Below are 22,256 nucleotides of genomic sequence, written 5' to 3'. Positions count from 1 at the left end.
ATTTCCGACCTTAGGGGAACCAACATGATCCGCAAGATGATCGGTGGCTTGGCGGGAACGGGCGCTTCGCTCTTCGCTGCCACTGCCGCTTTCGCACAGGAGGCGGCCCCTGCCGCCACCGTCGACAAGGGGGATACCGCCTGGATGATGGTCTCGACCATTCTCGTCCTGATGATGATCCTTCCCGGCCTCGCGCTGTTCTACGGCGGCCTGACCCGCACCAAGAACATGATCGCGACGATGACCCAGATCGGCGCCGTCGCGTGTCTCGCGATGCTGATGTGGGTGATGTTCGGCTACGGCCTCGCTTTCGGCCCCGAAGGCAATGCCTTCATCAGCTGGGGCAAGTTCTTCCTCTCGGGCGTCGACGCCTCGAGCCAGGCTGCGACCTTCACTGCCGGCGTGGAAATTCCGGAATACGTGTTCATCTGCTTCCAGATGACCTTTGCCGCGATCACCGTGGCGCTGGTGCTGGGTTCGGTGGTCGAACGCATGAAGTTCTCGGCGATCATGGTGTTCGCCGCCGTCTGGCTGACGATCTCCTATTTCCCGATTGCGCACATGGTGTGGGCAGCGGGCGGCCTGTTCTTCGACATGGGCGCACTGGACTTCGCCGGTGGTACGGTCGTGCACATCAACGCCGGTGTCTCGGCTCTGGTGGCCTGCCTCATCCTCGGCAAGCGTATCGGTTTCCAGAAGGAAATCATGGCGCCGCACTCGCTGACCATGACCAGCATCGGCACCGGTCTGCTGTGGGTGGGCTGGTTCGGCTTCAACGCCGGTTCGGCTCTCGAAGCCAACGGTTCGGCCGCTCTTGCCATGATCAACACCTTCGTCGCCACCGCTTCTGCCGGTCTGTTCTGGATGCTCGCCGAGCGTGCAGCCGGCCACAAGGGTTCGGCGCTGGGCTTCTGCTCGGGCATCATCGCCGGCCTCGTCGCGGTGACCCCGGCTGCCGGTAACTCGGGCCCGTTCGGCGCGATCGTCCTGGGTGCCATCGCCTCGATCGTCTGCTTCTACATGGTCACCGTGGTCAAGCCGAAGCTCGGCTATGACGACGCCCTGGACGCCTTCGGCATCCACGGCGTGGGCGGGATCGTCGGCGCCATCGGCACCGCGATCGTCTACGCTCCGTCGCTCGGCGGACCTGGCGCGGAAGACTACGACATGGGTGCCAAGCTGGTCGTGCAGATCATGGCAGTCGTCACCACCATCGGCTGGGCTGCAGTTGCCACCGTCATCGCCATGTATGTCTCGAAGGCTGTCACCGGGCTGCGGGTCACCGAAGAAGTCGAACGCGAAGGCCTCGACCTCGGTGAGCACGGCGAGCGCGCTTACAACTACTGATTACCTGAATTCCCGAATTGGCGGGGTTGGAGAGCCAGATCCTCTCCCTCTCATCTCCCTCCCCGCCAAACCTTGTTCCTCCTGCGAACAGACTAAGGCCGGAAGCGCTAGCCCGCTTCCGGCCCTTTTTTTGTTCGCGATCGGCGGTTCGCTTGCCCGGAACCCCGGCAGACCGTAAGGCGCGGGGCGTTATGGCAAACGCAACGACTCCTCCCGCTCCTCGGCCGAAAGACTGGATTCTCGGCATTCACGCCTACGTCCCCGGCAAGTCGACCGGCAAGGACGGGCAGAAGCTGACCAAGCTTTCCGCCAACGAGAATCCGCTGGGCACCAGCGCGGCTGCGCTCGAGGCGCGGGGGATGGCTGCCCATCCGGCGACCTATCCGGATCCGGACAGCACGGAACTGCGCAAGGCCATCGGCGAAGTTCACGGCATCGATCCCGCGCGGATCGTGATGGGCACCGGCTCCGACGAGCTGCTCAACCTTGCCGCGCAGGCCTATGCCGGGCCGGGCGATGAGGTGCTCTACGTGCGCTACGGCTTCTCGGTCTACGACATTGCCGCGCGGCGCTGTGGCGCAGTGCCGGTGGTGGCGCCGGATGCCGATTACGGCACGGACGTCGATGCACTGCTCGCCTGCGTGACGGACAAGACGCGGGTGGTGTTCCTTGCCAATCCCAACAATCCCACCGGCAGCTGGCTGCCGCGCGCCGAAATCGAGCGGCTCCATGCAGGGCTGCGCAGCGATGTGCTCCTGGTGCTGGACGGAGCCTATGCCGAGTATCTTGATCCGGCGGATGACGATGGCGCGCTGGAACTCGCCGCGCGGGCATCTAACGTGCTGGTGACGCACACCTTCTCGAAGATCTATGGCCTTGCCGGAGAGCGCATCGGCTGGGGCACCGGGCATGCCGACATCGTCGACATGCTCAACCGTATTCGCGGGCCGTTCAATGTCTCAAACACGGCGCAGGCGGCGGGGCTGGCGGCGGTGCAGGACCAGGCCTTTGTCATCGCCTCGCGCGAGCACAACAACGCCGAACGCGCGCGCTTTGTCGAGAAGCTGGAAGCGCTGGGCAACCATGGCGTGCGGCCGCTGCCGAGCAAGGCGAACTTCGTGCTGATCCTGTTCGAGGGCAAGGTCAGCGCCGAGGACGTCTATCTGGGCCTGATGGACCACGGCTACATCACGCGCTGGCTACCGGGCCAAGGCCTGCCGCAGGCCTTGCGCATCACCATCGGCACGAGGGTGCAGATGGACGAGATTGCCGATGCCATCCGCGCCATGTGCGAGAGCGCGAAGTGAGCGACACGCCCTTCCGACAGGTCACGATCGTCGGGCTGGGTCTGCTCGGCGGGTCGATCGGCCATGCGGTGCAGGCGTTCCTGCCCGGCACGACGGTTGTCGGATGGGATGCCGATGCCGGCGTGCGCGCGCAGGCGGCGGAACTTGGGCTGGCACACCGGATTGCCGAAAGCGCCGAGACAGCGGCGCAAGGTTCGGATCTGGTGATCTTCTGCGTACCCGTGGGCGCGATGGACGCCGCGGCGCGAGCGATTGCGCCGGGACTGTCAAAGGACGCGCTCGTCAGCGATGTAGGCTCATCGAAGGAGACGGTGGCCGCGGCTCTGGCCGAGGCTCTGCCGGGCCATCACGTGATCCCGGCGCACCCGGTGGCAGGGACCGAGCGCAGCGGGCCGGACGCGGGCTTTGCCACGCTGTTCCGCAACCGCTGGTGCATCGTCACCCCACCTGCGGACGCAGACCCGGCGCTGTCAGCGCGGCTGGTGGCGTTCTGGGAGGCGCTGGGCGCGCGGGTCGAGACGATGGACGCCGCACATCATGACAAGGTGCTGGCCGTGACCAGCCACCTGCCCCACCTGATCGCCTACACCATCGTCGGTACTGCATCGGACCTCGAGCAGGTCACGCAGAGCGAGGTGATCAAGTACTCCGCCGGCGGCTTCCGCGACTTCACCCGCATTGCCGCCTCGGACCCGACGATGTGGCGCGACGTGTTCCTTTCGAACAAGGACGCGGTTCTCGAAATGCTGCAGCGCTTCACCGAGGACCTGACCGAGTTGCAGAAGGCGATCCGCAAGGGCGATGGCGACGTGCTGTTCGACCACTTCACCCGCACCCGCGCGATCCGCCGCGGCATCATCGAAATGGGCCAGGACGATGCGCGGCCCGACTTCGGGCGCAGCGATCATAATGGGGCGAAGGAGAGTGCAGGCTGATGGTCAGCGCTTCTTCTTGTTGACCTCCTCAAGCCGTGCTGCACCTTCAACCGCTTCGGCAAAAATCTCCGTCAATTGTGGCAAAACCCTCCGTGCCGCTCCCTCGTGACGGATGGGCAAATCTTCGAAGCGATTTCTAAAGCTGTAACCGTCCGGCGCGTCGAGAAACGCCATCAGGCTGTGGACTGAGCGTTCTTCGATATAACGGTAAGGAATGGCGAGCTCCTGAAGCGTTGCATCGTCGGGTGACCGCATCGCCTTGCGGTATCGCTCCGCCACTTTCAGCATAAAGGCCGCCCGTTGGTTGGGCGTGGCATCGCTGTGTTGTTCGCGGAGCCAATTTGCGACGGCAGTGCGCATCTCTGGGTTCATATCTGCATCCCACGGCGCGAGTTGGGCTATCAGGGCGCGAACTGCTTCGATTTGCTCTGCTGTCGGCGGGACGGGCGGTGGCGTGTATGCCTTGAGTTCTCCCTGACCGAAGACGATGAGTGCCGGCACGGCCACAAGCAGGCGGGCTACTTGGGTTTTGAGGATTGAAGCAATCGACAAGCGCATAAGTGGAACCTCAGCCGAGCAGAAATAGCAGCGCCACTGCCCACATCGCGACGGTGGAGAGCCAGCCGCCCACGGCAAGACGGCGCGAGATGGCGAGGCGGCCCATGATGCGCGGGTTGCGGGCGATCATCATCGTCACGACCATCAGTGGCGGGGCGAGCAGGCCATTGACGACCGCTGCCCAGTAGAGGGCGCGCATCGGGTCGAGGTCGATGAGATTCAGGGCAACGCCGCCCAGCGTTGCGAGCGCGATGGCGGCGTAGAAGGCCTTGGCCTCGCGCGGGCGACGATCAAGCCCTTCGGTCCAGCGGAAGGTTTCGCTCACCGCATAGGCGGCGGATCCGGCCAGGACCGGCACGGCGAGCAGTCCGGTGCCGATGATGCCGAGCGCGAACAGCGCGAAGGCGAAATCACCGGCAATGGGACGCAGGGCCGCGGCAGCCTGTTGCGCAGACTGGATCTCGGTCAAGCCACTCGCATGAAGCGTGGCGGCGGTGGCCATGACGATGGACAGCGCGGTCACGTTGGAGAACGCCATGCCGGTCAGCGTGTCGTTGCGGATGCGGCGCAGTTCGGGGCCTGCCTCACGCGGGGTGATGCACAGCGGCTTGGCGTGGCGACGGTGGCGTTCCTCCACTTCCTGACCCGCCTGCCAGAAGAACAGGTACGGGCTGATCGTGGTGCCGAAGATGGCAACGAGCGCCATGGTGTGATCGCGATCAAGCGCAAAGCTGGGCACTGTCAGGCCGCGCAGGGCCGCGCTCCAATCGACATCGGCGACCAGTACCACGGCGATGTAGGAGAACAGCGAGAGCGTCGTCCATTTAAGGATGCGGGCGTAGCGTTCATAGGAGACGAAAACTTCAGCCAGCACGCTCGCAACGCCGAACAACAGCACGAACAGGTGTTCCGGCCCCGGTATCAGCAGAGCCAGCACCGCCCCCATCGCGCCAAGGTCTGCGCCGAGGTTGATGACGTTGGCGACAAGCAGCAGCGCAACCATCGTGCGCAGCAGCGCGGGATGGTAGTGGCGGCGCAGGTTGTGGGCGATGCCGCGCCCCGTCGTCGCGCCGATCCGCGCGCAGATCGCCTGGATCGAGACGAGCAGGGGCAAGGCCAGGATCATCGACCAGGCCAGCGAATAACCGAACTGCGCGCCGACCTGGCTGTAGGTGCCGATACCCGATGGATCGTCGTCAGCGGCGCCGGTAATCAGGCCGGGGCCAAGCACTTCGACAAGCGAGCGCTGCTCCTCCTCGCTCGGTGCAGTTTCGCTCATGCGTTGAGCGCGTTGATCGCGGCCTCGACGCGCGCCTCGATCTCCTCGCGCTTGAGTCCGGGCGGGATTTCCTCGGCAAAGCGATAGCGGATGATACCCGGCTGCTTCCACGTGCGATGATACAGCGGACCGCTGTCGACCGCGACCGGGATGACCGGCAGGCCAAGCAGCTTGTAGATCCCCGCGAAGCCTGCCTGAAGGGCGCGGCGTTGCCCATGCGGGACACGGGTGCCTTCAGGGAAGATGATCAGAGGGCGGCCCTCGGCGATCAGGCGGCGAGCCTCGGTCAGCATCGTACGCAGGGCGCGCGCGCCTGCCTCGCGCTCGACCGAGATCAGGCCGTAGTTCCGGCCGGCGAGCCCCCAACCGGGTATGCTCATGAGTTCCGCCTTGGCGAAGACCACCGGCAGGCGGAACAGCCACGGCAGGTCGATCGCCTCGAAAAAGGCTTCGTGGCGGATGGCATAGAGCACGCCGGGCTTGAACACCGGGTTTTCCAGTTCGACGCGAATGCCGAGCAGGACGCGCGCGCAGAGCCGGTGCCAGCCACCCCAGCCGCGCACCACCGCGCGAAAGCCATCTCGCCAGAGCGCCATCAGCGCCAGGGAGCCCAGCACGAAGAACACCGAGCCGCCATAGAACGCGGCGTAAAATAGCAGGCTGCGGGGAATGGATAGCAGATTGCGCAAGATCACCAACCGATCGCTTTCGCTCCGAGCCAGACGACGAGGCGCGCAACGTACTTGTTGTATTCGATGAAAAGGATGCGGAAGCTGGGCTTCGACACAACGGCATCTTCGACGATGATGAGATGGGTCGGCGCCTCGGCCGAAAGGTCGAACGCGGCGCGGCGCATGTGCCAGTCCGTCGTGACAAGACGGACGGAGCGCAGCTTGTTTTCCTTGACCCAGCGCGTGACCTCGACCGCGTTCGACCGCGTGTCGACCGCATCGTAGCCCAACACGATGCAGCACAGCATCAGGCGATCGGGCACCTTGTATTCGGCGGCGAACTCGCGCGGGCGCACTTCACGGTCCACGCCCGAGACAAGCAGCTTGCTGGCGCGACCGCGTTCCAGCACCTTGAGCGCGTGAGGGATGCGCCCTCCCCCGCCAGTGAGCGCGACGACTCCGTCGGTGCGGACCGGTTCAACCACCGGACGCGGCAGGAAGACCGCAAACCAGATAAAGCCGAGCGCCCAGGCGATCAGCAGGAGCGCAAACAGACGGCGAAAGATGCCCCGCTTGGTCACAGCATGCGCCTCAAGGCGCTCAGCACGGTCAGGCGCGCGGTGAGGACGGCGAGCAGGACGCCGGCCAGGGGAATGCAGCAGATTGCGATCCAGTCGCTCCAGGCAAGGCCACCGGCGGCCATCATGCCCGAACCAAGCGCGGCAAACTGGCGGCCGAGAAGCCCTGTCACGACTACGCCAAGCAGCAGGCCGCCGATGCCGCCCGCGGCTGCGTCCACTGCCATCGAGCGCTGGAAGATGCGAGCGATCTGGCTGTCGGTGCCGCCGAGCATGTGGACGATCTCGATGGTACTGCGGTGGTTGCCCAGCGCATTGCGCGAAGCCAGCAGCACCGTGGCGACGGTAGCGAAGGCGAGCAGCGCGATCAGGCCGCCAGCGAGCCACTGCAGCGCATGGACCGCCTCGAACACCGGAGCGAGCCAGCTGGCCTGCGCATCGATGCGAGCCGCCGGTGCCTTGCGCCGGACGGCCTGCCCCAAGGCCTTGACCCGCGCGGGATCGGCACTTCCGGCGAGGCGGACATCGATCAGCGCGGGCACCGGCAGGGCGTTGACATCGTCGCCCGCGCTGGTGCCGAGCCAGGGCTCCACCAGCGCGTCCAGCTCCTGCTGGGGGACGAGGCGCGCTTCGGCAATGCCCGGCGTCGCCTTCAGGACAGCCAGGGCAGCCCGGGCCTGACGGTCTCGCTCACGTGGGGCGCCGTGGACGATCTGGACGGTGACGCCACCGGCGACATCGGCCCTCGCCGCCCGGGCCGTGTTGCGCAAGGCGAGGCCGCTGGCGGTGGCAACGACAGTCAGGCCGATCATGATCGCGATGACCCAGGGCATCGGGCCGGAGAGCTTGCCCTGAGGCAGCAGTCGGCTTTCCGCGCTGGTGCGTTCGCGCCAGTCGCCACCCAGGGCGCTGGTGATGGCGGGAAGTACGCTCATGCGCCGAGCACGTCCGGGCGCGGCGGAACGGCGGCGCGGCGCGGCGGATAGCGCAGGGCGCCGGTGGGATCGGACAGGCGGCCCTTGTCCAGCCGCATGATCAGCGATTCCGGAACCTTCTGGATAAGGTGCACGTCGTGGGTGGCGACGACCACGGTCGTGCCGAGGCGGTTCAATGCCTCGAACAGGCGCAGCAGCTTGACCGCCATCTCGGGATCGACGTTACCGGTCGGCTCGTCAGCCACAAGCATGTCGGGGCGTCCGATCACCGCGCGGGCAATGGCGACGCGCTGTTGTTCACCACCAGAAAGCGTAGCGGGGCGGGCATTGCTGCGATCGCCGAGGCCTACCCATTCGAGCATGTCGGAAACGGGCTTGACGATGTCCCGCTCGGGCACGCCGGCCACGCGCAGGGGCAGTGCCACGTTGTCGAACGCAGACAGGTGCGGGACGAGGCGGAAGTCCTGGAACACGACGCCGAGGCGGCGACGGAAACCGGGCAGGCGTTCTCGCGGCAGGGTGATGGCATCGGTGCCGAACATGCGGATCAACCCGCGCGAAGGGCGCTGGGCAAGGTAAAGCAGCTTGAGCATGCTCGTCTTGCCCGCGCCCGATGCACCGGTGAGGAAGTAGAAGCGCCCGGAATACAACGTGAAGCTGACATCGGTCAGCACCTCCTTGCCCGTGCCGTAGCGCAGGCCGACGTTGTCGAAATGGACAATCTCCGCGTCGTCTGGCTGGCTCATGAGGTGGAGACTGTACCCGTTTGTTCTGCGCCGATCGTTACGCCCCAAGGGCTATACGCGGCAATCCATGTGGAAAAAAGGCCGGGGATGCGTTTCTTGGGTGGTGTGGCTATTGTTTCCCACGGCACGGCCATGCTTAACCCGACGAATGATCATTGCGTGCCCAGCCTGCTCGACGCGCTATGTCGTTCCCGACACCGCGATCGGCGTGGACGGCAGGACCGTGCGTTGCGCACGGTGCCGCCATTCGTGGTTTCAGAACGGGCCTGAGCTGCCCGCGCGTAGGGAAGCGTCGCTCGAACCCGCGCCGGTGGAGGCCGCACCTGTTGCGGCCGCCCCTGAGGCGCCCCCCCAAGCAACCGCACCGCCCACACCCGATGCGGCGCCGGCGAACGCGGCTGCGGCCCAGCCTGAACCCGATTTGCCATTCGCGCGCGCTTCGCAGTCCGGTGCTGCCCCGGACGAGGCCGAGCCGCCGACGCCTCCGCCACTGCCCCACCCGGCGCGGCGCAAGTTCACCCCGGTGGAGGAAGCGGTCGATCAATCACCCTTCGAGCACCAGCCCCCGTTCCGTCCGCGGCGCAATCCCACCAAGCTGTGGACGATGGCTGCCGTGGCGTTCGCGGTCACGATCGCGGCACTGGGCGGGGCGGCATGGTATTTTGGCGTGCCGCAGTGGATCCCCGGCGTGAACCAGACATTCGGCGCTGGCCCTGCCGATCTCGTGCGCTCTTTCCCGCCGGAAAAGCAGGATCGCCGCCAGCTGCCCAACGGCACCGAATACTTCGGCCTGAGCGGAACTGTCACCAATACCGGCAAGGAAGTGCGCGCCCTGCCGGAAATCCTGATCGTGCTGCGCGATTCGAACGACAAGGTGGTCAAGACCTGGCCGGTGCCGCCACCGCAGGCCGAACTTGCGCCAGGCGAAAGCGTGACCATCAACGCTGCGGTCACCGACGTGCCGAAGTCGGCAAAGGTCGCGGAAATCGGCTGGAAGCCTGACTGACCCGCAGCTGTTTCGAGGCGCGCGCGAAAAATTGCGCGAAGCTTGTTGCGCAGGCCAAACTCCTTTGCTAGGGGCGCGCTCCTACCCCACCACGGGGCGCCGATCACGGATCGGACACCCCGTATGATTTTGCGGTCGTGGCGGAATTGGTAGACGCGCAACGTTGAGGTCGTTGTGGGCGAAAGCCCGTGGAAGTTCGAGTCTTCTCGACCGCACCATCACTCTCCGAACAGTGTGATCCTTGCCTTCGGGCAACCAATTTTCGCTTCAGGCGGAAACCTCTTCCTGCGAACTGCGTTCGGCAGGCAGGATGAGACGCATGACCCTTGGCGGGGCACAGGCCACAGCGGCCCGTGCCCCGCTTTTCTGTGATCAGGTAAGGTCTGCAAGGCCGATGGCGTGCCCTTCGGCCGCTGCCTTGTTGGCGGCCCGGCGCAGGCGCTCGATATGGAGGCGGCCTTCGGGGACAGGCTCCTTGGGCAGGGCTTCGAGCGAGGTGCGGTAGATCTCCTCGAAGTCCTCGGCGAATTCGCCGTGGGTGAGGATCAGGCCGCGGTTCTCGATCATGCCCTGCAGGGTCTTCTGCCCGACCTCAAGCGGGTCCATGCCGAGTTCGAAGGCAGTGCCGAACTGTTCGAGCTCGGCCGGGTCGGCCGGTGCAAAGCCGGAGTCGGCAAAGCCTTCGGGCCGCTTCAGCGCACTGGTCCAGGCGTTGGTGCGGGTCAGGCCGGGGCACATCAGCGAAACGCCGATGCCATGCGGGGCGAGGTTGTAGCGCAAGGATTCGGTAAGCCCGCGCACCGCAAACTTGCTGGCAGTGTAGATGCCTGCCTGAGGTCCGGAGAGATAGGCCGCCATCGAGGCCACATTGACCACGTGCCCACCCTCGCCATGGGCCTTCATGCCCGGCAGGAAGGACACGAGACCGTTGACCACCCCGCCGAAGTTGACGCCCATGATCCAGTCGTAATCGGCATAGGTCGCCTCGTCGGTCGGGCCGAACACGCTGACGCCCGCATTGTTGACGAGGACGTGGACCTTGCCCACCTCGGCAGCGATCGCGGCAAAACGGTCACGGTCGGTGACGTCGAGCCGGACGTAGCGCGCCGCCGGGAGGTTGTTGTCGGCGAGCCAGCGGGCCGCATCCTCGCGGTCCTGCTCCTTGCGGTAGGTGAGGACGAGGTCCATCCCGGCCATGGCGAAGGCGCGGGCTATGCCGAAGCCGATGCCGTTGACGCCGCCGGTGATGAAGGCGGTCTTTCCCTGAAATTCGCGTGTCGTGCCAGTCATGTGTCGTTCCTCTTCCGTTTGCAAGGCTAACAATCGTGAGGATTGTCGGCAACTGTGCGAAGTGAAACGGCCGCAGTGAACGGGCGGCAGTTCAGGCGGGCTTGCGCAGGCCATGGAGGAAGATGCGGACGCAGGTGCTCGCGTGGTCGGCGAGCGATGCGTCATCGAAGCTGGCCTCGACACGGTAGAGCTTGCGGCTGACCATGCCGGCAAGGGTAAGGTCGAAGAAGGCGAGCGCGGCGCGTTCCGGATCGTCACAGGCCAGCAGGCCACGCTCGGTCCAGGCGGCGAGTTGCGCGGCGAGCAGATCGTTGAGCGGCGTGACCGCGTGCTGGCGGTAGGTTGCGCCCACTTCGGGAAACAGATGGCCCTCGGCAATGGCCATGCGACCAACGAAGATGCTTTCGTCGGTGAGAATCCACGTCAGCGCACGCAGGGCGAAGCACTCCAGCCACCCCTGCGGTTCGGCATCACTGACGTCCGCCATGTCCACCACATCGCGCCAGCGTTCGGCAATCCGCGCGACGACCCCTTCGAACAGCGCGCGCTTGGTTTCGAAATGACGGAACATGGTGGGCTTGGAACCGCCGAAGCGCTCGAGGATGCGGTTCGTGCTGGCGCCGGCAAAGCCCTCAGCCATGAACTCGGCCTGCGCGGCATCGAGGATGCGGGCGCGCACCACTTCCGGATTGCGACTGACCGGGCTTCTCATCGCGACTGTCCGTGATACAAAGAAACCAACTGGTGTATTTGATTCGACATCTGGGGAGAATGACCGTGAGCGCCTTCATTCGCAATGGCTGGTATATGGCCTGTTGGTCGCACGAAGTGCCCGAGGGCGGTTTTCTCGCCCGCCGCCTGCTCGACAGGCCATGGGTGATCTGGCGCAAGTCGGATGGCGAGCTGGTGATGATGGCGGATCGCTGCCCCCACCGCTTCGTGCCCCTGAGCCGCGGCGGGCGCGATGGCGACATGATGCGCTGCGGCTATCATGGCCTCGCCTTCGACGGTGCAGGCAACTGCGCGCACAACCCGTTCAGCGGCCAACCGCTCGACATTGCCAAGGTCGAGGTGCTGCCGGTGGTGGAGAAATACACCGGGGTGTGGTTCTGGCCGGGCGATGCCGACAAGGCAGACCCCGCGCTGATCCCCGACTACAGCTTCATCGACCATGACAGGCCACTGCATCGCGGCACGATCAAGATGGACGCGAGCTACGAACTGGTCACCGACAACCTGATGGATCTGAGCCACGCCGAATTCATCCACCGCGAAAGCTTCGGCACGAACGGTGCCCTGCTGGCCTGCGGCGAGCACGAGGTGATTCAGGAAGACGATGGGGCCATCTGGAACAACTGGACGATGCCCGACTCCGATCCGCCGGCCTGGGCTGTGCCCATGCTTCCGGAAGGCGCGAAGACCGACCAGTGGCTGCACATGCGCTGGAATGCGCCGTCGAACCTGGCCCTGTACATTGGCCTTGCCCGGGCAGGCACGGACCGCAAGGACATGGTCGTGCCGCTGATGGGCGACCCGCATATCCTGACGCCCGAGACGGCAACGTCGACGCACTATTTCTATACGCACGAGCCGACCCCCGAAGCGCATGCGCTGCTCGAGAAGGCCTTCCTTGAAGAAGACCATCCGACGCTGCACGCGCAGCAGGAAGCGATGGGCGATGCAGACTTCTGGGATCTGCGCCCGGTGATCCTGCCATCTGATGCAGGCGCGATCAGGGTCCGACGGCGGATGATGCAATTGCGCCGCGCCGAAGCAGGGGAGCCTGTGGCCGCGCAATAGCCGGCCACGGCCAGCGCGCACTCAGAACATTGCCCTCAGAACATCGGGTGCGCGTTGGCCGACTTTTCCGGGATCGGCTGGATCACGTCCCAGTGCTCGACGATCTTGCCGTCCTTGAGGCGGTAGAAATCCGCCACGGCGGCACCGCGCGCCGCAGGATCGGGCCTTGCGAAGATGTGGATCGCGGCAAGGTCCCCGTCGACGAGGATCCTGCGGACCTCGAAGCTGCGGTTGCGGTCGGAAAACATCGGCTGCAGCAGCGCGATCGCAGCCTCGCGCCCATCCGGCACGCCCGGGTTATGCTGGATGTAGTCGGGCGCGACGTAGGTCTCGAAGGCCTGGCGCACGTCGCGCTCGACATAGAACATCCGGGCGAAGTCCTCGATGATGCGGCGGTTGTCCGCCGCTGCCGGGCCATTGCCCAGCAGGGCGACGGTCGCGATGGCCAGGAGGACGCGGCGCATCAGGCCAGCGCCGGTTCGGCCTGGCGCGGGGTAACGATGAACCACGTCACCACCGCAATCACGATGCCAAGGCCACCCGCGATCAGGAACGCGCCCTGCATCGAGCCGCTGGACGTGCGGGCAACGCTGACCAGCAAGGGCGAAATAAACTGGCCGAGGAAGAACGCAGAGGTCCACACACCCATGCCGCGCCCGCGGTGTTCGAAGGGCAGGTAGCCTTGCGCCCAAGCGATCAGCGTCGGCACCGCCATGCCAGCGCCGGTCTGCTGCAGGGCCATGCCGGCAACCATGCCCTTCCAGTCGCTCGCAGAACCGATCACGGCAAGTCCTGAGCCGAGCAGCAGGAGGAAAATGGTCAACTGGGTGCGCGCACCGAGGCGCCCGGTGGTCCAGAAGATCAGCGCGCCGACGATCACGAACATGCTCGGGATCGTGGTCAGGCGGCCGATTTCCTTGGGATCGGATACGCCAAGCTCCTGCCAGACGATGCCGCCATTGATGATGAAGACATAATAGAGTGCGCCGCCGAACAGGGTGACGAGACCGAACAGGAGCACACCCTTCCACGGGAACGGAGTGCTTGCTTCGGCACCGATGCCCAGCATCTTGCGGGCGGTGTCGTCGTTTTCAGGCTCATAGATGAAAGCGAGCATCGCGAAGAAGCAAAGGAAGCCGACTCCATAGATCGCAAAGACCGCGTTCCAGCTCATCGAAGCGAGATAGCCCGACGTGAAGATGACGGCGCTGCCAAAGAACGGGCCGACGATGCCCTGCATCGAAAGCCAGCGATAGCGCCCCTTTTCGTCCCAGTAGTCTCCGATCAGAGTGTTGACCGTGGTGAGGATCGCCGCTTCTGCGACACCCAGCAGCAAGCGCGATGCGTAGATGTGGTCGAGATTGTCGAGCAGCATCGGTGCCATGCCGACGAAACCATAGAGTCCCGTGGACCACAGCAGCAGGCGGCGGCGACCGAACTTGTCGACGAGCAGGCCCGCGAACAGGGCAAGGATCGCGACGGTCAGACCGGGTGCCGAGACCATGGCCGGCACCTTGGTCGGCGCTGTGGGATCGCTCGCGAAATGCGCGATCATCGCGGGCACCGCCGGGAACATCGACACGATCGCGACGATGGGCAGGAAGCCGGTCAGGACTATGGTGAGGCCTTGTGGAATGCCCGGTTGGCGCCTGGCGGAACTGGTCATCTGATCTCCCTGTGGCCGATTGCCGCCACATTCTAGAACCGTTATTCTCAAACGGTATCCACGCGCCTTTTGCGCAAGTCAAGCTAATGGACTTGATGCCAAACCATCAATTTCAGAGATGCTATGGCATAAAAATTACTTGCTTGGTGTATTGGTCCGCGCATTCTAAATCCTGCGCAATCCCAATCAAGCAGACGAGAGGGGCCGGCATTCCGAACTGACGGATCCGGTCAGAGGCCATGGAAAATCTGGATATTCTAATCATCGGCGCCGGCATCGGCGGACTTTCGGCGGCCATCGCGCTGGCTCGCAAAGGGCACACCGTAACAGCCGTGGAAAAGGACCCGAACTGGTCGGTCTATGGTGTAGGCATCATCCAGCAGTCGAACGTCCTCAGGGCGATGGACCAGCTTGGCGTGCTCGACAGGTTCATGGATGCGGCCTGCGGTTTCGATGCGGTCGAGATCTTCCTGCCCGATGGCACCAAGGTCGCCCGCGTGCCGAGCCCCCGCCTGGTCGAAGGTCGCCCCGCCAACGTCGGCATCGGCCGCCGCGCCTTGCAGAAGGTGCTTGGCGACAGCGCAAAGGAACTGGGCACCGAGATTCGCCTCGGCATCACGGCCGATGAGATTGTCGATGATGGCGAGAAGGTGGCCGTGACCTTCTCGGACGGCTCGTCTGGCATCTACGACGCCGTGATCGGCGCCGATGGCGTCTATTCACAGACACGCGCCGCCATCCTGCCCGAGGCAGAGAAGCCGGTATTCACCGGCCAGGCGGTGTGGCGTTACAACTTCCCGCGCCCCGAGGGACTCGATGCCTTGCAGGTCTACAATGGCCCGACCGGCGTGGGCCTCGTGCCGATGAGCGCGGACGTGATGTACATGTATGTCACCACGCCCGAGCCGGGCAATCCGTGGTATCCGAAGGAAGGCATTGCCGCCGCGATGCGCGCCAAGCTGGCCAATTGCTCGCCTGCAATCCGTGAACTGGGCGAGCAGATCACCGACGATGAGGGCGTGGTCTACCGCCCGCTCGAAGGCATGCTGGTGCGTGGCGACTGGAGCAAGGGCCGCGTCGGCCTGCTGGGGGATGCCGTCCACGCCACCACGCCGCATCTCGGCCAGGGCGCAGGCATGGCCATCGAGGACGCCATCGTCGTCGCCGAGGAACTGGAGCGTCACGACACCGTCGAAGCCGCGCTCAAGGCCTATCGCGACCGCCGCTTCGAGCGCTGCCGCTACATCGTCGAGAGCAGCCTTGCGATCTGCCACGGCCAGCTGGGCGTGGGGCCCGCGGTCGACAACCACAAAGCGACCGCAGAGATGTTCGAAGTCGTCTCGCAGCCGATCTGATTCACCCGCATTTCAAGGAAGATCCCAATGAGCCGCGTTACCGAAATCCGCTATGTCGGGTATGGCGTGAAGGAATTCGACGCCGAGAAGACCTATTACACCGAGGTCTGGGGCCTCGAGCCGGTGGGCGAGGACCCGAACCATGCCTGGTTCAAGGCGCAGGGGCATGACGAGCACCACGTGGTGCAGCTGCGCCGCGCGGACGAGAACCGCGTCGACGTGATTGCACTTGCGGCTGACAGCCGTGCCGACGTCGACGCGCTGCGCACGAAGGTTGCCGATGCCGGATGCCAGATCGTCAGCGAGCCTGCCGACCTGACCTCGCCCGGCGGCGGCTACGGCTTCCGCTTCTTCTCGCCCGATGGCCTGATGTTCGAAGTTTCGAGCGACGTTGCCCGTGGCGCCAAGCGCGAGCTGGCGCGCTGGGAAGGCGTGCCGGTCAAGATCAGCCACATCGTGCTGCATTCGCCGAACCATCAGGAAGCGGTGAAGTTCTTCTGCGACGTGCTCGGCTTCAAGGTCTCGGATTGGCTCGGCGATTTCATGTGCTTCCTGCGCTGCAATTCGGCGCACCACCGCATCGCCATCCTGCCGGGGCCGGCCTGCCTCAACCACGTCGCCTACGACATGCTCTCGGTCGACGATATGATGCGCGGCGCGCATCGCCTGAAGATCAAGGGTATCGACATCAGCTGGGGTCCGGGCCGCCACACTGCCGGCAACAACACCTTCAGCTATTTCGTGACCCCGGGTGGCTTCGTCACGGAGTACACCTCGGATCTTGAAGAGGTGGACTTCGAAGCGCACCAGCACAAGGTTCACGTGCCCGCACCGATGGTCATGGACCAGTGGGGCATCGGCGTCGGCGGTCCGCAGACGATGCCGCATCCGCACGTCAACCCGGGCCTGTTCAAGACCCCCGAACTCGTCGGCGAGGCTTGATCGATGGCACTTTACGAACCGTTCCCGAACTACATCTGGAACCTCTCCGTCTCGATCGCGATGGAGAGCGGCGGCCAGATCGGCGAAATCGTCGACATGTGCCAGCCGATCATCGATGCCGCGGCCAATGGCGGCGATGCCGGCACGCCGCAGTTCATGAAGCAGTGGGCCGCCTATGGCGACAAGCTGATCGAACTTGCTGCAGAGGACGAAGCCAAGGGCCGCGCGTTTTCGGCATCCAACAAGCTGGAGCGCGCGTCGCTCTACCTGCTGGTGGCCGAACGCATGCAGGGCCACGGCGCGCCGGGCCGCAAGGAAACTTACGCCAAGGCGCTGGACGCCTTTGCGAAATCGACAGCGCTGGGCAAGATCAATCGCGAGCGCGTCGAAATTCCGCTGGCAAAAGGCACGATGCCCGCACTCTACACCCGCGCCGAAGGGCCGGGGCCGCATCCGGTGGTGGTATATTGCAACGGCCTCGATAGCTGCAAGGAGCTGCTTTACTGGAGCCGCCTCCCCGAAGCCCTGGCCCGCCGGGGCGTCTCCACGCTGTGCGTCGACCAGCCGGGAACGGGCGAGGCACTGCGCCTGCAGGGCCTCCCGGTCGATCCGCATTCGGAGAACTGGGCGAGCAAGGCGGTGGACTGGCTGGAGAGCCAGGCAGACGTCGATCCCAAGCGGATCGGCATGACCGGGATCTCGCTCGGTGGCCACTTTGCGCCGCGCGCAGTCGCCTACGAGCCGCGCTTTGCTTCGGGCGCGGTATGGGGTGCCAACCACAATTGGCGCGAAGTGCAGGACAAGCGCATGAAGCGCGAGGGTGAAAACCCGGTCCCGCACTACTGGGCGCACGTGATGTGGGCGTTCGGCGCAGAGACGATGGAAGAGTTCCTCGAGAAGTCGACCGACATGAACCTGAACGGGCACATGGGATCCATCAAGGTGCCTTTCCTGGTGACCCACGGCGCGCAGGATCGCCAGATCAGCGTGTCGTACGCGGACGACCTTTATGATCAGCTCGTCAATTCGCCCCGCCGCGAGAAGGTGATCTTCACTGCCCGCGAAGGCGGTGTCGAACACGTCGGCGCGGACAACATGTCCTACGGGCGCGACCTGATCGCCGACTGGTTCGCCGAGACGCTGGGTGGTACGACTGCCTGAATGGAGCCTGCCGCCTACATCCGCCGCGAGACTGCGGTCAGCATCGCCGTAAATGTCGCCTTGAGCGCGGCATTCTTCATTGCGGTGTTCGGCACAGGTAGGGACGTACCGGTGTGGAGCGTGGGCGGCTATGTCTTCGACTTTGCCCCTCAGGGGTTCATGATCGGCCTGATGGCCACGCTGGTGCCAGGCTTGCTGGCACGCAAGGCCCGGGCGGCGGGCAAGGTGCGGACTCTGGACAGTGAATCGCGCCTGCCCGCAGCGGTCCTGCCACGCGCAATCCTGTGCGGCTTGGCTGGTGCCGCATCGGGCGTGGCAGGCGCAGCCGCCGTGCTGATCTTGGCGGGGACAACGCAGCTCGGATGGCTGCCTGCCCTGCTTGCAAAACTCGCGTTCGGCGCGGCACTGGCCCTTGTGGTCACCCCTGCGGGCCTCCGGACCGAACTGACAAGGCGCTGAGCAAGCGCAAGGGAGAAATTGCCATGAGCCGCCGTTTCGTCGATCTCTCGATCTATCTCGAGAATGATGTCATCACCGATCCGCCGTTCCTGCGCCCCAAGATCGAGTATCAGAAGCATGGCGAGACGATGCCCGAACTGGGCTTCTTCTTTCCCGGCGTGACGCCGGAGCAGACGCCGGACGGCGCGGGCTTCGCAGCGGTCGAGAACGTGACGCTGACCACGCACAACGGCACGCACCTCGATGCGCCGTGGCACTTCCACCCGACGATGGACGGCAAGGACGGCAACCCCGTGCCCTCGATGACCATCGACGAAGTTCCACTGGAATGGTGCTTCCAGCCGGGTGTGAAGCTCGACTTCCGCCACTTTCCCGATGGCTACGTCGTGACCGCGCAGGACGTGGAAGACGAGCTCAAGCGCATCGGGCACGAGCTCAAGCCGCTTGAGATCGTGATGGTCAACACCGCAGCCGGCAAGGCCGTGGGCGATCCCAACTACGTCAGCATCGGCTGCGGCATGGGCTACGAAGCGACGATGTACCTGACCTCGCGAGGCGTGCGCGTGACCGGCACCGACGCTTGGAGCTGGGACGCGCCCTTTGTCCACACGGCAGAGAAGGTCAAGGAAACCGGCGATACCTCGCTGATCTGGGAAGGCCACAAGGCCGGGCGAGACATCGGCTACTGCCACCTCGAGAAGCTGCACAATCTTGAGGTGCTGCCGCCCGACGGCTTCATGGTCAGCTGCTTCCCCCACAAGATCAGGGGCGCTTCGGCAGGCTGGGTCCGCGCCGTGGCGATCTTTGAGGAATAAACTCCACTTATTTAGTTGACATTAATCTCAAGCGCATTAGTAGAGTTCTTGTCGCGCAATTCTGCCGCGATTCGAAAAGGCCCAAGGCGACCTCGCTCGGGTTCGTGTTCCCACGAGCAAGGACTCTACCAATGACGATTCAACTGAGCCCCACCCTTATCCGGCCAACGCGCGGCATCCCGGCCGAAGCCTTCGCGATCGGCGTCCTGGTCCTGACCGCAGCGGCAAACGCGCTGCATCTGGTGATCTAGAGTACTTTCCGACCAATCGGGCTTACCGTGATTGTCGCAGGGCGCTTCTCGGCAAGGAGCCTTGTGCAGGGCGCGATGGTGGCCCGTCCAAACAAAGCGACGCTGTCCGAGGGGCTCCCTGCGGCAAACCCTCCGGGGCGGGCCCCTTTTGGCCGATCGCTGCGTCTCTCGTCGGTCACTATGCGATGGCATGGCTCCCTCCTCGATCCTCGCGCTCGGCCAAAATCGGCTCCGTCACGGTGAGCCAGATTGGTCGGAAAGTGCTCTAGACGAAGTCGCCCACCCGGAAATTTTCGGCGAACGCGGCGGCGAGGCTCTCGCGATCGAGCCTGGCGAGCATCGGCAGGCGGCCAAGGCGCTTCACGTTGCCCATTGCGCAGATCGTCGCCTCGCTGTCCTCGTTACCCTCGCCGACGAACGCGACGCCGTGGATCGGGACACCGCGCGAACGCAGCGCCTCGAAGGTCAGGAGCGAGTGGTTGATTGTGCCCAGCGCCGTCCGCGCCACGACGACGACCGGAAGGTTCCACCAGGCAAAAACATCGGCATAGGTGGTGCTGCGCGTGACAGGCACCAGCGCGCCCCCTGCCCCTTCGACGACCAGCGGCCGCACTGCGGGCAGCGCCAGTTGCGCCAGATCGATGACGACCCCGTCCAGCTCTGCGGCCCGATGGGGTGAACATGGCGTGTTCAAACGGTAGGCTTCCGGGAGAACCTGATCTGCAGGCACGCCCGAAAGACTGGCAACGTGGTCACGGTCCGCGCCGTCATCGAGTCCGGCTTGCACCGGCTTCCAGTAGTGCGCGTGCAACGCTCCGGTAAGCGCTGCGGAGAAGATCGTCTTGCCGATGCCGGTATCGGTGCCGGTCACGACAAAGGCGCTCATCGCAGTGCCTCCAAAAGAGCCATCCCCAGAGCGTCGACATCTTCGAAGGTGGCATTCAGGGTCAGCGAGATGCGCAAGCGGCTGGTGCCTTGCGGAACAGTGGGCGGACGGATGCCGCGCACGTCAAACCCCTTGGCCTGAAGCGAAGCGGCGACCGCCATGGTCCGTGCATCCTCGTGCAGGATCAGCGGCAGGATCTGCGATCCCGAAGGCAGCGCACCGTGCGGAGCAAGCACGCGCTCGGCATGGGCGACAAGGGCGCGCAGGGCTTCGCGGCGTTGCGGTTCGTCCGCCATGATCCGGACCGCCTCGCGCACGGCAGCGCAAACCAGCGGTGAAGGCGCGGTCGAGAAGATGAAGGGACGCCCGCGGTTGACCAGGAAATCACGCACGACCTTGGGGCCCAGGACAAGCGCGCCTTCGCAGCCCATCGCCTTGCCGCAGGTTCGCAGCACCACGGTGTCCGGCCGGCCATCGAGCGTTGCGGCGATGCCGCGCCCATCCGGACCGAACACGCCGGTGGCATGGGCCTCGTCGATCAGCATGATCGCATCGTGCCGTTCTGCCACCTGCGCCATCGCGGCCACGTCGGCCATGTCCCCGTCCATCGAATAGAGCGTCTCGAAGGCGAGCCAGATGCGGCCAGAATTGCCCTTGGCACGCCATTCGCGGGCGGCGTCATCGAAGCTCTGCGGATCGTTGTGTGCAGCACTGACCGCCGTGGCACGGGTCAGGCGCAGACCTTCGTGCATCGAAGCGTGGACCAGTTCGTCATGGACGATCAGGTCTCCGCGCTGTGGGAGGGTGGACAGCAACGCGACATTGGCGGCGTAGCCAGCCGAGAAAAACAACGCGGATTCGCTGCCGAAAAAGCGGGCTGCTTCTTCCTCCAGCAGTTCATGCTCGGGGTCATTACCACGCAACAGACGCGATCCCCCGGAACCCAACGGAACCCCGCGCGCGATGGCTTCCTGCACCGCCGCCGCGAGCCGAGGCGACGAAGACATCGCAAGGTAGTCGTTCGAGGCAAAGTCGATCCCGCGCCGGGGAGCAAGGCTGCGCAGGCGGGCCTTTTCGCCCAGCCCTGCAAGATCGGCGACATGTGCCGACCACAGTGAACCGGTGCGAGTGGTGCTGTCTGCCATCAGGCCGCGCAGCCTCCCGAGCAGCCTCCGACCGCCTTCATCGCCCGCATCGGTTCCTCGCCTTCCATCGGCTTGAGGCCAAGGCGGGCGAACATGGCAGCATCGGCATCATCACCGGCGTTGGCGGCGGTGAGCAGTTTGTCACCGGTGAAGATCGAATTGGCACCGGCCATGAAACACAGCGCCTGCGTGGCTTCGGACATGGATTCGCGGCCGGCCGACAGGCGCACCATCGACAGCGGCATGGTGATGCGCGCGACGGCAACGGTGCGGACGAACTCGATGTCATCAATCTTGGCGAGCGGCGTATCGGCCAGCATGTCGCCCAGCACCGTTCCCTTTATCGGCACCAGCGCGTTGACCGGCACGCTTTCCGGGTGCTGTTCGAGCGTGGCGAGAGCGTGGACGAAGCCGACGCGGTCGGCGCGCGTCTCTCCCATGCCGACGATGCCGCCCGAGCAGACGTTGATCCCGGCATTGCGCACGTTGTCCAGCGTCTGCAGGCGATCGGCGAAAGTGCGGGTGGTGATGACTTCCTCGTAGCGTTCGGGCGAGGTGTCGATGTTGTGGTTGTAGTAGTCGAGACCTGCCTCGGCGAGTTGCGCGGCCTGGCCGGGCGTCAGCATGCCGAGCGTCATGCAGGTTTCCATGCCCATCTCGCGCACGCCCTTGATCATGGCGATGATGGCAGGCATGTCCCGGTCCTTGGGGTTGCGCCATGCCGCACCCATGCAGAAGCGCTTGGAGCCATTGTCCTTGGCCTGCGCGGCGGACTGCAGCACCTTCTGCACTTCCATCAGCTTGGTCGCCTCGACGCCGCTGTCGGCCTTGACCGATTGCGAGCAGTAGCCGCAATCCTCGGGGCAGCCGCCGGTCTTGATCGAGAGCAGCGTGCACAGCTGCACTTCGCCCGCCCGGTGGTGCTGGCGATGAACCTCTGCGGCGCGGAACACCAGCTCGGTGAAAGGTAGATCGAACAGCGCGGCGATCTCCTCGCGCGTCCAGTCGGTGCGAACGGAAGCCACCGAGGCAGTTGTTTCGCGCTGGCGGAGCAGGGTGTCTTGCACGGCGGGAGTCCTTCGCAGTCTTCGATTTCGCAGGCCCATAGCGCAAATCGATGCCGC

At 65.0% G+C, this 22,256-nt stretch carries 23 protein-coding genes and 1 tRNA gene; 11 read left to right on the top strand and 13 right to left on the bottom strand.

Features of this window, described 5'->3' with window-relative positions; all coding sequences use genetic code 11:
* Nucleotides 1–24: 24 nt before the first annotated feature.
* The 3 genes from NJ75_RS09240 to NJ75_RS09230 all read left to right on the top strand — a co-directional run bounded on the left by NJ75_RS09240 (nt 25) and on the right by NJ75_RS09230 (nt 3,589).
* The gene (locus NJ75_RS09240; RefSeq protein ID WP_039333662.1) at nt 25–1,347 is read left to right on the top strand and encodes an ammonium transporter; all 1,323 of its coding nucleotides are present in this window, start codon (nt 25–27) and stop codon (nt 1,345–1,347) included.
* A gap of 191 nt (nt 1,348–1,538) precedes the next feature.
* The gene (hisC, locus tag NJ75_RS09235; RefSeq protein ID WP_039333661.1) at nt 1,539–2,654 is read left to right on the top strand and encodes a histidinol-phosphate transaminase; all 1,116 of its coding nucleotides are present in this window, start codon (nt 1,539–1,541) and stop codon (nt 2,652–2,654) included.
* Entirely contained in the window at nt 2,651–3,589 is a 939-nt protein-coding gene (locus tag NJ75_RS09230) for a prephenate/arogenate dehydrogenase family protein (RefSeq protein ID WP_156135749.1), read from the top strand. Before hisC ends, NJ75_RS09230 begins: the two co-directional genes overlap by 4 nt.
* A 3-nt stretch (nt 3,590–3,592) precedes the next feature.
* On the opposite strand, the gene NJ75_RS09225 is transcribed toward NJ75_RS09230, so the two are convergent.
* Genes NJ75_RS09225 through ftsE form a run of 6 tightly spaced genes read right to left on the bottom strand, consistent with a single transcriptional unit; the run spans nt 3,593 to nt 8,356 of the window.
* The gene (locus NJ75_RS09225) at nt 3,593–4,141 is read right to left on the bottom strand and encodes a hypothetical protein (protein ID WP_156484052.1); all 549 of its coding nucleotides are present in this window, start codon (nt 4,139–4,141) and stop codon (nt 3,593–3,595) included.
* A gap of 16 nt (nt 4,142–4,157) precedes the next feature.
* Nucleotides 4,158–5,426: an NRAMP family divalent metal transporter gene (locus tag NJ75_RS09220; RefSeq protein ID WP_039333655.1), complete on the bottom strand. Its 1,269-nt coding sequence runs from the start codon at nt 5,424–5,426 to the stop codon at nt 4,158–4,160.
* Nucleotides 5,423–6,121 (bottom strand): lysophospholipid acyltransferase family protein, encoded by a 699-nt coding sequence (locus NJ75_RS09215; RefSeq protein WP_413783124.1) that lies wholly within the window; start codon nt 6,119–6,121, stop codon nt 5,423–5,425. Before NJ75_RS09215 ends, NJ75_RS09220 begins: the two co-directional genes overlap by 4 nt.
* Nucleotides 6,118–6,678 carry a YdcF family protein gene (locus tag NJ75_RS09210; protein WP_369821036.1) on the bottom strand — a complete coding sequence of 187 codons (561 nt, stop codon included), beginning with the start codon at nt 6,676–6,678 and terminating at the stop codon, nt 6,118–6,120. Before NJ75_RS09210 ends, NJ75_RS09215 begins: the two co-directional genes overlap by 4 nt.
* On the bottom strand, nt 6,675–7,610 hold the full coding sequence (locus tag NJ75_RS09205; RefSeq protein ID WP_039333653.1) for a cell division protein FtsX: 936 nt from the start codon (nt 7,608–7,610) through the stop codon (nt 6,675–6,677). The genes NJ75_RS09210 and NJ75_RS09205 overlap by 4 nt, the downstream gene beginning before the upstream one ends.
* Nucleotides 7,607–8,356 carry a cell division ATP-binding protein FtsE gene (gene ftsE, locus NJ75_RS09200; protein ID WP_039333651.1) on the bottom strand — a complete coding sequence of 250 codons (750 nt, stop codon included), beginning with the start codon at nt 8,354–8,356 and terminating at the stop codon, nt 7,607–7,609. The genes NJ75_RS09205 and ftsE overlap by 4 nt, the downstream gene beginning before the upstream one ends.
* A gap of 148 nt (nt 8,357–8,504) precedes the next feature.
* On the opposite strand from ftsE, the gene NJ75_RS09195 reads away from it, so the two are divergent.
* Both NJ75_RS09195 and NJ75_RS09190 read left to right on the top strand, forming a co-directional pair.
* Nucleotides 8,505–9,362, top strand: a complete 858-nt coding sequence (locus NJ75_RS09195) for an MJ0042-type zinc finger domain-containing protein (protein WP_039333649.1) — start codon at nt 8,505–8,507, stop codon at nt 9,360–9,362.
* Nucleotides 9,363–9,493: 131 nt separating this feature from the next.
* Nucleotides 9,494–9,580, top strand: a tRNA-Leu gene (locus NJ75_RS09190).
* Nucleotides 9,581–9,734: 154 nt separating this feature from the next.
* Here the strand turns inward: NJ75_RS09190 and NJ75_RS09185 are convergent.
* Together NJ75_RS09185 and NJ75_RS09180 are read right to left on the bottom strand one after the other, a co-directional pair.
* Nucleotides 9,735–10,652 (bottom strand): SDR family oxidoreductase, encoded by a 918-nt coding sequence (locus NJ75_RS09185; RefSeq protein ID WP_039333647.1) that lies wholly within the window; start codon nt 10,650–10,652, stop codon nt 9,735–9,737.
* 91 nt (nt 10,653–10,743) lie between these two features.
* On the bottom strand, nt 10,744–11,364 hold the full coding sequence (locus tag NJ75_RS09180; RefSeq protein WP_039333645.1) for a TetR/AcrR family transcriptional regulator: 621 nt from the start codon (nt 11,362–11,364) through the stop codon (nt 10,744–10,746).
* 65 nt (nt 11,365–11,429) lie between these two features.
* Here NJ75_RS09180 and NJ75_RS09175 point away from each other — a divergent pair, with 65 nt between their 5' ends.
* Complete coding sequence (locus NJ75_RS09175; RefSeq protein ID WP_052242270.1) at nt 11,430–12,452, top strand: aromatic ring-hydroxylating dioxygenase subunit alpha; 1,023 nt, start codon at nt 11,430–11,432, stop codon at nt 12,450–12,452.
* Between the two features lie 35 nt (nt 12,453–12,487).
* On the opposite strand, the gene NJ75_RS09170 is transcribed toward NJ75_RS09175, so the two are convergent.
* Both NJ75_RS09170 and NJ75_RS09165 read right to left on the bottom strand, forming a co-directional pair.
* Entirely contained in the window at nt 12,488–12,916 is a 429-nt protein-coding gene (locus NJ75_RS09170) for a nuclear transport factor 2 family protein (RefSeq protein ID WP_039333641.1), read from the bottom strand.
* Nucleotides 12,916–14,118, bottom strand: coding sequence for an MFS transporter (locus NJ75_RS09165; RefSeq protein WP_039333639.1), 1,203 nt, complete (start codon nt 14,116–14,118; stop codon nt 12,916–12,918). Before NJ75_RS09165 ends, NJ75_RS09170 begins: the two co-directional genes overlap by 1 nt.
* Nucleotides 14,119–14,357: 239 nt before the next feature.
* Between NJ75_RS09165 and NJ75_RS09160 the strand changes: the two genes are divergently transcribed.
* From NJ75_RS09160 to NJ75_RS09140, 5 genes are read left to right on the top strand one after another with little or no spacing between them, the layout of a single operon-like run.
* The gene (locus NJ75_RS09160) at nt 14,358–15,473 is read left to right on the top strand and encodes an FAD-dependent oxidoreductase (protein ID WP_039333637.1); all 1,116 of its coding nucleotides are present in this window, start codon (nt 14,358–14,360) and stop codon (nt 15,471–15,473) included.
* Nucleotides 15,474–15,500: 27 nt separating this feature from the next.
* Complete coding sequence (locus tag NJ75_RS09155) at nt 15,501–16,415, top strand: VOC family protein (protein WP_039333635.1); 915 nt, start codon at nt 15,501–15,503, stop codon at nt 16,413–16,415.
* A gap of 3 nt (nt 16,416–16,418) precedes the next feature.
* On the top strand, nt 16,419–17,576 hold the full coding sequence (locus NJ75_RS09150) for an alpha/beta hydrolase family protein (RefSeq protein ID WP_039333633.1): 1,158 nt from the start codon (nt 16,419–16,421) through the stop codon (nt 17,574–17,576).
* A complete protein-coding gene (locus NJ75_RS09145; RefSeq protein WP_039333631.1) occupies nt 17,577–18,035 on the top strand; it encodes a hypothetical protein in 459 nt (152 codons plus the stop codon).
* 23 nt (nt 18,036–18,058) lie between these two features.
* The gene (locus NJ75_RS09140) at nt 18,059–18,850 is read left to right on the top strand and encodes a cyclase family protein (protein ID WP_039333629.1); all 792 of its coding nucleotides are present in this window, start codon (nt 18,059–18,061) and stop codon (nt 18,848–18,850) included.
* Nucleotides 18,851–19,366: 516 nt separating this feature from the next.
* Here NJ75_RS09140 and bioD read toward each other — a convergent pair.
* The 3 genes from bioD to bioB are packed head-to-tail and all read right to left on the bottom strand — an operon-like array spanning nt 19,367 to nt 22,199.
* A complete protein-coding gene (gene bioD / locus NJ75_RS09135) occupies nt 19,367–19,987 on the bottom strand; it encodes a dethiobiotin synthase (RefSeq protein WP_039333627.1) in 621 nt (206 codons plus the stop codon).
* On the bottom strand, nt 19,984–21,132 hold the full coding sequence (locus NJ75_RS09130) for an 8-amino-7-oxononanoate synthase (RefSeq protein WP_039333625.1): 1,149 nt from the start codon (nt 21,130–21,132) through the stop codon (nt 19,984–19,986). The genes bioD and NJ75_RS09130 overlap by 4 nt, the downstream gene beginning before the upstream one ends.
* Nucleotides 21,132–22,199 carry a biotin synthase BioB gene (bioB, locus tag NJ75_RS09125; RefSeq protein ID WP_174544602.1) on the bottom strand — a complete coding sequence of 356 codons (1,068 nt, stop codon included), beginning with the start codon at nt 22,197–22,199 and terminating at the stop codon, nt 21,132–21,134. The genes NJ75_RS09130 and bioB overlap by 1 nt, the downstream gene beginning before the upstream one ends.
* Nucleotides 22,200–22,256: the final 57 nt, after the last annotated feature.

It is taken from the genome of Novosphingobium subterraneum, from assembly GCF_000807925.1.
GTDB lineage: Bacteria > Pseudomonadota > Alphaproteobacteria > Sphingomonadales > Sphingomonadaceae > Novosphingobium > Novosphingobium subterraneum.
Note: the sequence above shows the minus strand (reverse complement) of the source record. Positions and strands in the feature narration are given on the sequence as shown.

What these genes read in the sequence shown, in the direction of transcription:
- hisC (WP_039333661.1), top strand. Translation starts at nt 1,539, where the DNA reads ATGGCAAACGCAACGACTCCTCCCGCTCCTCGGCCGAAAGACTGGATT.
- NJ75_RS09185 (WP_039333647.1), bottom strand. Translation starts at nt 10,652, where the DNA reads ATGACTGGCACGACACGCGAATTTCAGGGAAAGACCGCCTTCATCACC.
- bioD (WP_039333627.1), bottom strand. Translation starts at nt 19,987, where the DNA reads ATGAGCGCCTTTGTCGTGACCGGCACCGATACCGGCATCGGCAAGACG.
- NJ75_RS09155 (WP_039333635.1), top strand. Translation starts at nt 15,501, where the DNA reads ATGAGCCGCGTTACCGAAATCCGCTATGTCGGGTATGGCGTGAAGGAA.
- NJ75_RS09205 (WP_039333653.1), bottom strand. Translation starts at nt 7,610, where the DNA reads ATGAGCGTACTTCCCGCCATCACCAGCGCCCTGGGTGGCGACTGGCGC.
- NJ75_RS09140 (WP_039333629.1), top strand. Translation starts at nt 18,059, where the DNA reads ATGAGCCGCCGTTTCGTCGATCTCTCGATCTATCTCGAGAATGATGTC.
- NJ75_RS09160 (WP_039333637.1), top strand. Translation starts at nt 14,358, where the DNA reads ATGGAAAATCTGGATATTCTAATCATCGGCGCCGGCATCGGCGGACTT.
- NJ75_RS09195 (WP_039333649.1), top strand. Translation starts at nt 8,505, where the DNA reads ATGATCATTGCGTGCCCAGCCTGCTCGACGCGCTATGTCGTTCCCGAC.
- NJ75_RS09150 (WP_039333633.1), top strand. Translation starts at nt 16,419, where the DNA reads ATGGCACTTTACGAACCGTTCCCGAACTACATCTGGAACCTCTCCGTC.
- ftsE (WP_039333651.1), bottom strand. Translation starts at nt 8,356, where the DNA reads ATGAGCCAGCCAGACGACGCGGAGATTGTCCATTTCGACAACGTCGGC.
- NJ75_RS09240 (WP_039333662.1), top strand. Translation starts at nt 25, where the DNA reads ATGATCCGCAAGATGATCGGTGGCTTGGCGGGAACGGGCGCTTCGCTC.
- NJ75_RS09165 (WP_039333639.1), bottom strand. Translation starts at nt 14,118, where the DNA reads ATGACCAGTTCCGCCAGGCGCCAACCGGGCATTCCACAAGGCCTCACC.
- NJ75_RS09170 (WP_039333641.1), bottom strand. Translation starts at nt 12,916, where the DNA reads ATGCGCCGCGTCCTCCTGGCCATCGCGACCGTCGCCCTGCTGGGCAAT.
- NJ75_RS09180 (WP_039333645.1), bottom strand. Translation starts at nt 11,364, where the DNA reads ATGAGAAGCCCGGTCAGTCGCAATCCGGAAGTGGTGCGCGCCCGCATC.
- NJ75_RS09130 (WP_039333625.1), bottom strand. Translation starts at nt 21,132, where the DNA reads ATGGCAGACAGCACCACTCGCACCGGTTCACTGTGGTCGGCACATGTC.
- NJ75_RS09145 (WP_039333631.1), top strand. Translation starts at nt 17,577, where the DNA reads ATGGAGCCTGCCGCCTACATCCGCCGCGAGACTGCGGTCAGCATCGCC.
- NJ75_RS09220 (WP_039333655.1), bottom strand. Translation starts at nt 5,426, where the DNA reads ATGAGCGAAACTGCACCGAGCGAGGAGGAGCAGCGCTCGCTTGTCGAA.